5 protein-coding genes are annotated in these 6,483 nt (G+C 53.9%); 1 reads left to right on the top strand and 4 read right to left on the bottom strand.

The genetic code is table 11. The features are described from left to right. Positions 1–63 precede the first annotated feature (63 nt). Both HMPREF2959_RS03935 and HMPREF2959_RS03930 read right to left on the bottom strand, forming a co-directional pair. Positions 64–1,083, bottom strand: coding sequence for an aldose epimerase family protein (locus HMPREF2959_RS03935; protein WP_070696407.1), 1,020 nt, complete (start codon positions 1,081–1,083; stop codon positions 64–66). A 3-nt stretch (positions 1,084–1,086) separates the two neighbouring features. Beyond that, positions 1,087–2,442, bottom strand: coding sequence for an SLC45 family MFS transporter (locus tag HMPREF2959_RS03930; protein ID WP_002212459.1), 1,356 nt, complete (start codon positions 2,440–2,442; stop codon positions 1,087–1,089). Positions 2,443–2,830: 388 nt separating this feature from the next. Here HMPREF2959_RS03930 and ettA point away from each other — a divergent pair, with 388 nt between their 5' ends. Beyond that, positions 2,831–4,507 (top strand): energy-dependent translational throttle protein EttA, encoded by a 1,677-nt coding sequence (gene ettA, locus HMPREF2959_RS03925; RefSeq protein WP_021439270.1) that lies wholly within the window; start codon positions 2,831–2,833, stop codon positions 4,505–4,507. Between the two features lie 59 nt (positions 4,508–4,566). On the opposite strand, the gene HMPREF2959_RS03920 is transcribed toward ettA, so the two are convergent. Beyond that, positions 4,567–5,052 (bottom strand): phosphatidylglycerophosphatase A family protein, encoded by a 486-nt coding sequence (locus HMPREF2959_RS03920; RefSeq protein WP_002212457.1) that lies wholly within the window; start codon positions 5,050–5,052, stop codon positions 4,567–4,569. Beyond that, entirely contained in the window at positions 5,045–6,001 is a 957-nt protein-coding gene (thiL, locus tag HMPREF2959_RS03915) for a thiamine-phosphate kinase (RefSeq protein ID WP_002222003.1), read from the bottom strand. Before thiL ends, HMPREF2959_RS03920 begins: the two co-directional genes overlap by 8 nt. Positions 6,002–6,483 lie beyond the last annotated feature (482 nt).

Below are 6,483 nucleotides of genomic sequence, written 5' to 3'. Positions count from 1 at the left end.
CGCCGTACTGGTTTTTGTTAATCCACTATAAAAAGGTCGTCTGCAACCGGTGTTAGGAAGCTCCTAAGAAAGGGATTCGATGCCGTAAGCAATCGTCGCCTCCCTGGTATCACCCTTGTTCAGACGAATATTGCCGAACTCGGGCCAATGCAGGCTGTCGGGCAGCGTCTGCGCCTCGGTCGCCAGCGCGTCGTAAACGCCCGCATCGTGCCGCGCGAAATCCTGCGGGGCGGCGGTAAAGATGACCAAGCCGTTGCGGTCGCTGTATATGCTGATACGACGGCGGCGTCCGGCTTGCAACACAGCGGCGGGACGGCCTATATCGGACGGCACGCGGTAAGCGTCGTCAAAACCGGCCCGGCCCGTTTCGCGGCGCAGGGCGGCAACGGCGGCATCCAGCGGCTTGGGCCGGCTGAAATCAAATACTTCGAGGCCGTCTGAAACCGTTGAGACGGGCAGTTTTTCGGCATCGGCCGGAATATGTCCGCCCTGCGGAATATGCAGAACCGCATCGTGCAGGCCCGCGTCCAGCCGCCAGTAAATGTGCAGCGTCGGGTCGAACACCGTGTCGCCGAGCGCGGTGGCGCGATAGCTAACGGTAAGCCGGTCGTCCTCGTCCAAGCGGTAGGAAATATCCAAATCCAAATCGTTGGGATAACCGTCGGCCGACTGTTGCAGGCGGCTGCGCAGCACCACCGAACGGCCGTCTGCCGCCACCGCGTTGAAACGGGTAACGGCCAGCCCGTGCGAACCGCCGTGCAGCGCGTTCCTGCCTTCGTTGGCCTCCACGCGGTAAGTCCTGCCGTTGATGTCGAACGCCGCACCGCGGATGCGTCCGGCCACGCGCCCTATCTGCTTGTTAATCTGAAACGGATTGTCCGCATAGGAAGCCGCATCGTCGAACGACACCACGAGGTTTTCGCGCACGCCGTCTGCCAAAACGGAAAATTCCTGCACAATCCCGCCCAAGTCCAGCACGCAGACACGCGTACCACGCCGATTGGACAGCACATAGCTGGTTACGGCACGCCCGTCGATCAGGCCGAAATCGCGGGTAGCGGGGGTAGCGGGGGTATCGCTCATCGCTCAAACCCCGCCGTGTGTTTCTTTAATCAGGAACACGGAAAACGCGCCCAGCAGCAGGACGACGCCCCCTACCAAGAACATAGTGGCCTGCAAGCCGCCCAGCATAGGGAAAAGCACGAAACTCAACAGCGAAGCGACGATTTGAGGCATACAGATAGAGCCGTTAAACAGGCCCAAGTAAGTGCCCATATGCTTGCCCGACAAGGCGTTGGTCACAATCGTCAGCGGATAAGTGATAATGCCCGCCCAAGCGATGCCGATTAAGGTATAAGACAACACCAGCGCGTATTGGTTGCCGATGAAGAAAACGGAGAAAAAGCCGAGCGCGCCCAAAGCCAAACAGCCGAAATAACCCGCCTTATGGTATTTATTCGGCACTTTCGCCAATACAAACGAACAAATCACCGCCGCAACCGACTGCACCGCCGCCAAAACGCCGTACCAGTTGCCCGCTTCTTGGTAACCTACGGAAGACGCATCGGTGGTGTGCCAGACGTTTTCCGCAATCGCGCCTGCCGAGTAAGTCCACATATATTGGAAGGCGAACCAGCAGAAGAATTGCACCAAAGTAACCGTCCAAAACGCCTTAGGCGCGGTTTTCAAGAGTTCGATCCAGTTGGCTTTTTCCTGATTCGCGGCGACATCGATGCCGTGGTAACGGGCGTAGGTTTCCGGATCGTATTCCTTCACTTTGAAAATCGTGAACGCGCTGGTAATCACCAGCAACGCCGCACCCACATAAAACGCCACGACCACGGTCTGCGGCACAACGCCTTTCTCGGCGGTGTTCGCCAAACCGATATACGCAAACACAAACGGCAGAATCGCCGCCACGACCGCGCCCGTATTTGCTAAGAAACTTTGAATCCCGTAGGCGTAGCCTTTCTGCTCCTCGTTGACCATGTCGCCGACCATCATCTTAAACGGCTGCATCGCCATATTTGACGACACGTCCAACAGCGCAATCATCAGCGCGCCGAACGACAAAGCCGCCAGCGACGCATAGCCGAAACCGAAGCTGCCCGAGTTCGGCATCAAAATCATCACAATAACCGCAATCAGCGTGCCATAAAGCAGATACGGCAGACGGCGGCCGCCCAAACGCGGCTTCCAAGTGCGGTCGGAGTAATGGCCGACAATCGGCTGCACCAGCATCCCCGCCAGCGGCGGCAGGATGAAAAACCAGCCCAAATTGTGCGGGTCTGCGCCTAGCGTTTGAAAAATGCGGCTCATTTGCGAGCTTTGCAGGGTAAAGGCCGTCTGAACGCCGAGAAAGCCGAAACTGAGCATCCAAATCGTGCTTTTTGCCAGCGCGGGCAAACCTTGTTTTGCTGTTTGAGGCGTATATTCCGACATAAGGTAAATCCTTTTTTGATTTGAAAAGTATAGTAGATTAAATTTAAACCAGTACGGCGTTGCCTCGCCCTAGCTCGAAGAGAACGATTCTCTAAAGGTGCTAAGCACCAAGTGAATCGGTTCCGTACTATCTGTACTGTCTGCGGCTTCGTTCGCCTTGTCCTGATTTTTGTTAATCCACTATATTTGCTTTGGAAAATCCGAAATGGTTGCCGGGGCGGCGATCCCCTATCATTATTATTTTTTTGTCTATATAATTTCAAAGGGATAAGCGGATTTTATGAATCCTGCCCGATTTTGGCAATACCGGTTCGCGGATAAACTGGCTTAAATCAAATTATCGGTTAAAATGGCCGTCTGAAATTTGTTTGATGAAAACGAGAAAACCATGTCCCAACAATACGTCTATTCTATGCTGCGCGTGAGCAAGGTTGTGCCGCCGCAGAAAACCATCATTAAAGATATTTCCCTTTCTTTCTTCCCCGGCGCGAAAATCGGCCTGCTCGGTTTGAACGGCGCGGGCAAGTCCACCGTGCTGCGGATTATGGCGGGTGTGGATAAGGAATTTGAGGGCGAAGCCGTGCCGATGGGCGGCATTAAAATCGGCTACCTGCCGCAAGAGCCTGAGCTTGATCCTGAAAAAACCGTGCGCGAGGAAGTGGAAAGCGGTTTGGGCGAAGTGGCTGCCGCGCAGAAACGTTTGGAAGAAGTGTATGCCGAGTACGCCAATCCTGATGCGGATTTTGACGCGTTGGCAGAAGAGCAGGGCCGCTTGGAAGCGATTATTGCGGCGGGTTCGTCCACGGGCGGCGGTGCGGAACACGAATTGGAAATCGCCGCCGACGCGCTGCGCCTGCCGGAATGGGATGCCAAAATCGATAATTTGTCCGGCGGTGAAAAACGCCGCGTTGCCTTGTGCAAACTCTTGTTGAGCAAACCCGATATGCTTTTGCTGGACGAGCCGACCAACCACTTGGACGCGGAATCTGTCGAGTGGCTGGAGCAATTTCTCGTGCGCTTCCCCGGTACAGTCGTTGCGGTAACACACGACCGCTACTTCCTCGACAACGCCGCCGAATGGATTTTGGAACTTGACCGCGGGCACGGTATTCCGTGGAAAGGCAATTACTCGTCTTGGCTGGAGCAGAAAGAAAAACGCTTGGAAAACGAGGCGAAATCCGAAGCTGCGCGCGTGAAAGCGATGAAGCAGGAATTGGAATGGGTGCGCCAAAATACCAAAGGCCGCCAAGCCAAGTCCAAAGCGCGTTTGGCGCGTTTTGAGGAAATGAGCAACTACGAATACCAAAAACGCAATGAAACGCAGGAAATCTTTATTCCCGTTGCCGAGCGTTTGGGTAACGAAGTGATTGAATTTGTGAATGTTTCCAAATCGTTTGGCGATAAAGTGCTGATTGATGATTTGAGCTTCAAAGTACCTGCTGGCGCGATTGTCGGCATCATCGGCCCGAACGGCGCGGGTAAATCGACGCTGTTCAAAATGATTTCGGGCAAAGAGCAGCCTGATTCCGGCGAAGTGAAAATCGGCCAAACCGTGAAAATGAGCTTGATTGACCAAAGCCGCGAAGGTTTGCAAAACGACAAAACCGTGTTCGACAACATCGCCGAAGGCCGCGACATTTTGCAGGTTGGTCAGTTTGAAATTCCCGCCCGCCAATATTTGGGTCGTTTCAACTTTAAAGGCAGCGACCAAAGCAAAATCGCAGGTCAATTGTCAGGCGGCGAACGCGGACGTTTGCACTTGGCGAAAACCTTGTTGAGCGGCGGCAATGTATTGCTGCTGGATGAACCGTCTAATGACCTCGACGTGGAAACCCTGCGCGCGCTGGAAGATGCATTGCTGGAATTTGCCGGCAGCGTGATGGTGATTTCGCACGACCGCTGGTTCCTCGACCGTATTGCTACGCATATCTTGGCTTGCGAAGGCGACTCCAAATGGGTGTTCTTTGACGGCAACTATCAGGAATACGAAGCCGACAAGAAACGCCGACTCGGCGAAGAAGGCACGAAACCGAAACGCATCAAATACAAACCGGTAACGCGTTAACCTCCGAAACAATGCCGTCTGAAAGGCTTTCAGACGGCATTTTTACAAGGCAGCACCGTTTAAAACAGCATTGCAATCCTCAAGACAATCAAAGTCATCACCGCAGCCGCCATATCGTCCGCCATAATGCCCAAACCGCCGTGCAGATTCTTGTCAAACCAACCGACGGGAGACGGTTTGAGCGCGTCAAACAGACGGAATAGGACAAATGCCGCCAGCCACCACGTCCACCTGAACGGCACAAACGCCAGCACAAACAGCATGGCGACAATCTCGTCCCAAACAATCCCACCATGGTCGCTGACACCCGTTTCACGTTCCGCATAAGCGCAAATGCGTATGCCCCACATAAACAGCACGATACACAAAAAAGCCAGCAGCAGCCCGTCTATGCCGAGCAAAATCAGCACAAATGCCAAAGGCAGTGCCGCCAAAGTGCCAAATGTACCCGGCGCGAACGGAGCCAGCCCGCTGCCGAAACCAAAAGCCAAAAAACACAACGGTCGTTTCAACAGCCACGCAAAGTCAGGTTTAAAATCAGCCAAAATGATCGAATCCTAAAGAATGTAGTTCCAATTCCCTGCCGTCGGCATCTAAAACCTTCAGACGGCATCCTCCGTTGATTTTGCCGATGCGCGTTACCGGCACGCCGCACCGTTCTGCCGCATCAAGCACGCGGCTGCGGCAACTTTCCGGCGCGGTAAACACCAGCTCGTAATCGTCGCCGCCCGCCAAAGTATAAGACAGCCATTGCGCTCGGGGCAAAATATCTTTCAATACGGATAAAGACGGCAGCGAATCGGCCCAAATTTCCGCCCCCACGCCGGAAGCGGTCAGGATATGCCCCAAATCTTGCGCGAGGCCGTCTGAAACATCCTGCGCCGCCCGGGCAAACGGCAACAGCGCAAGCCCCAGCCCAACCCTTGGCTCGGGGCGGAGCAGCTTTTGTTCGCATTCAGCAAACACATCATCCGGCAACACACACCGTTTCAGACGGCAGTTCAAAGCCGCCGCCGCCATACCGACACGCCCCGACACCCAAATATCGTCGCCCGCAACCGCCGCATCACGCCGCAACGCCCTACCCTTCGGCAATTCGCCGATAATGGTTACATTGAACGCCATATCGCCCTTGGTCGTATCGCCGCCGATTAACGTTACGCCAAACTTTTTTGCCAAACCGAAAAAGCTGCCGCAAAACCGTTTCAGCCATACCTCATCCAATTCGGGCAACGCCGCGCTCAGCAACACCCAACGCGGTATCGCACCCATCGCCGCCATATCCGAAACATTGACGGCCAAAACCTTCCAAGCCAAGTCTTCAGGTTTGACATTTGCAAAAAAATGCCTGTCCTTCAAAAGCATATCCGCACTGAAACACAAATCGAAGCCTTCACGCGGGCGGACAATCGCCGCATCGTCGCCTATGCCCAATACGACATCATTATCCGTGCCTGTTTGCAAATACCGTTTGATGAAGTCAAATTCTTTCATATCCCAAAATATCCGGCGGGCGAATCCAATTTAAATCATAGCAAGGCAGCAAAGGCCGTACAAACAATAAAGCGGCTCATTCAGTGTTTCAGCGTATTTCACTTTTAGCTTTGGCCATACCGTACCCGTATGCACCGACCACCCTGTTTCAACACACAAACGGCATATCAAAGTACCGCACTGCACGCCACCCCGAATGCAAAGCGGCAACTTCCGCCACCGATTAGGCTCAATCGCTGCAACTGACGGGGTTTCAACCGAAAAGGGCTGATGATAAAACCATATCCGGCATACAGTGCCGCACACATCTGGCACGATTCCATCCATTTCCCAATGAAGGGGAAAGGCGTGAATTTGTATGAATTATCCCTTTCAGGGCTTGATACAGAAAGGATTCCCTTTCTATGGGCAAACCCACATCCTACCGCCTTAAAATCAGAGTTTCAACCGATATAGTGGATTAAATTTAAACCAGTACGGCG

Origin of the sequence: Neisseria sp. HMSC070F02, assembly GCF_001814225.1 — a bacterium.
Lineage (GTDB): Bacteria > Pseudomonadota > Gammaproteobacteria > Burkholderiales > Neisseriaceae > Neisseria > Neisseria meningitidis.
This window is presented reverse-complemented; position numbering and strand designations above follow the sequence as displayed.

Bases quoted from the DNA above. Each gene is read 5' to 3' on its own strand.
- HMPREF2959_RS03935 (WP_070696407.1), bottom strand. From the start codon at position 1,083: ATGAGCGATACCCCCGCTACCCCCGCTACCCGCGATTTCGGCCTGATC.
- HMPREF2959_RS03930 (WP_002212459.1), bottom strand. From the start codon at position 2,442: ATGTCGGAATATACGCCTCAAACAGCAAAACAAGGTTTGCCCGCGCTG.
- ettA (WP_021439270.1), top strand. From the start codon at position 2,831: ATGTCCCAACAATACGTCTATTCTATGCTGCGCGTGAGCAAGGTTGTG.
- thiL (WP_002222003.1), bottom strand. From the start codon at position 6,001: ATGAAAGAATTTGACTTCATCAAACGGTATTTGCAAACAGGCACGGAT.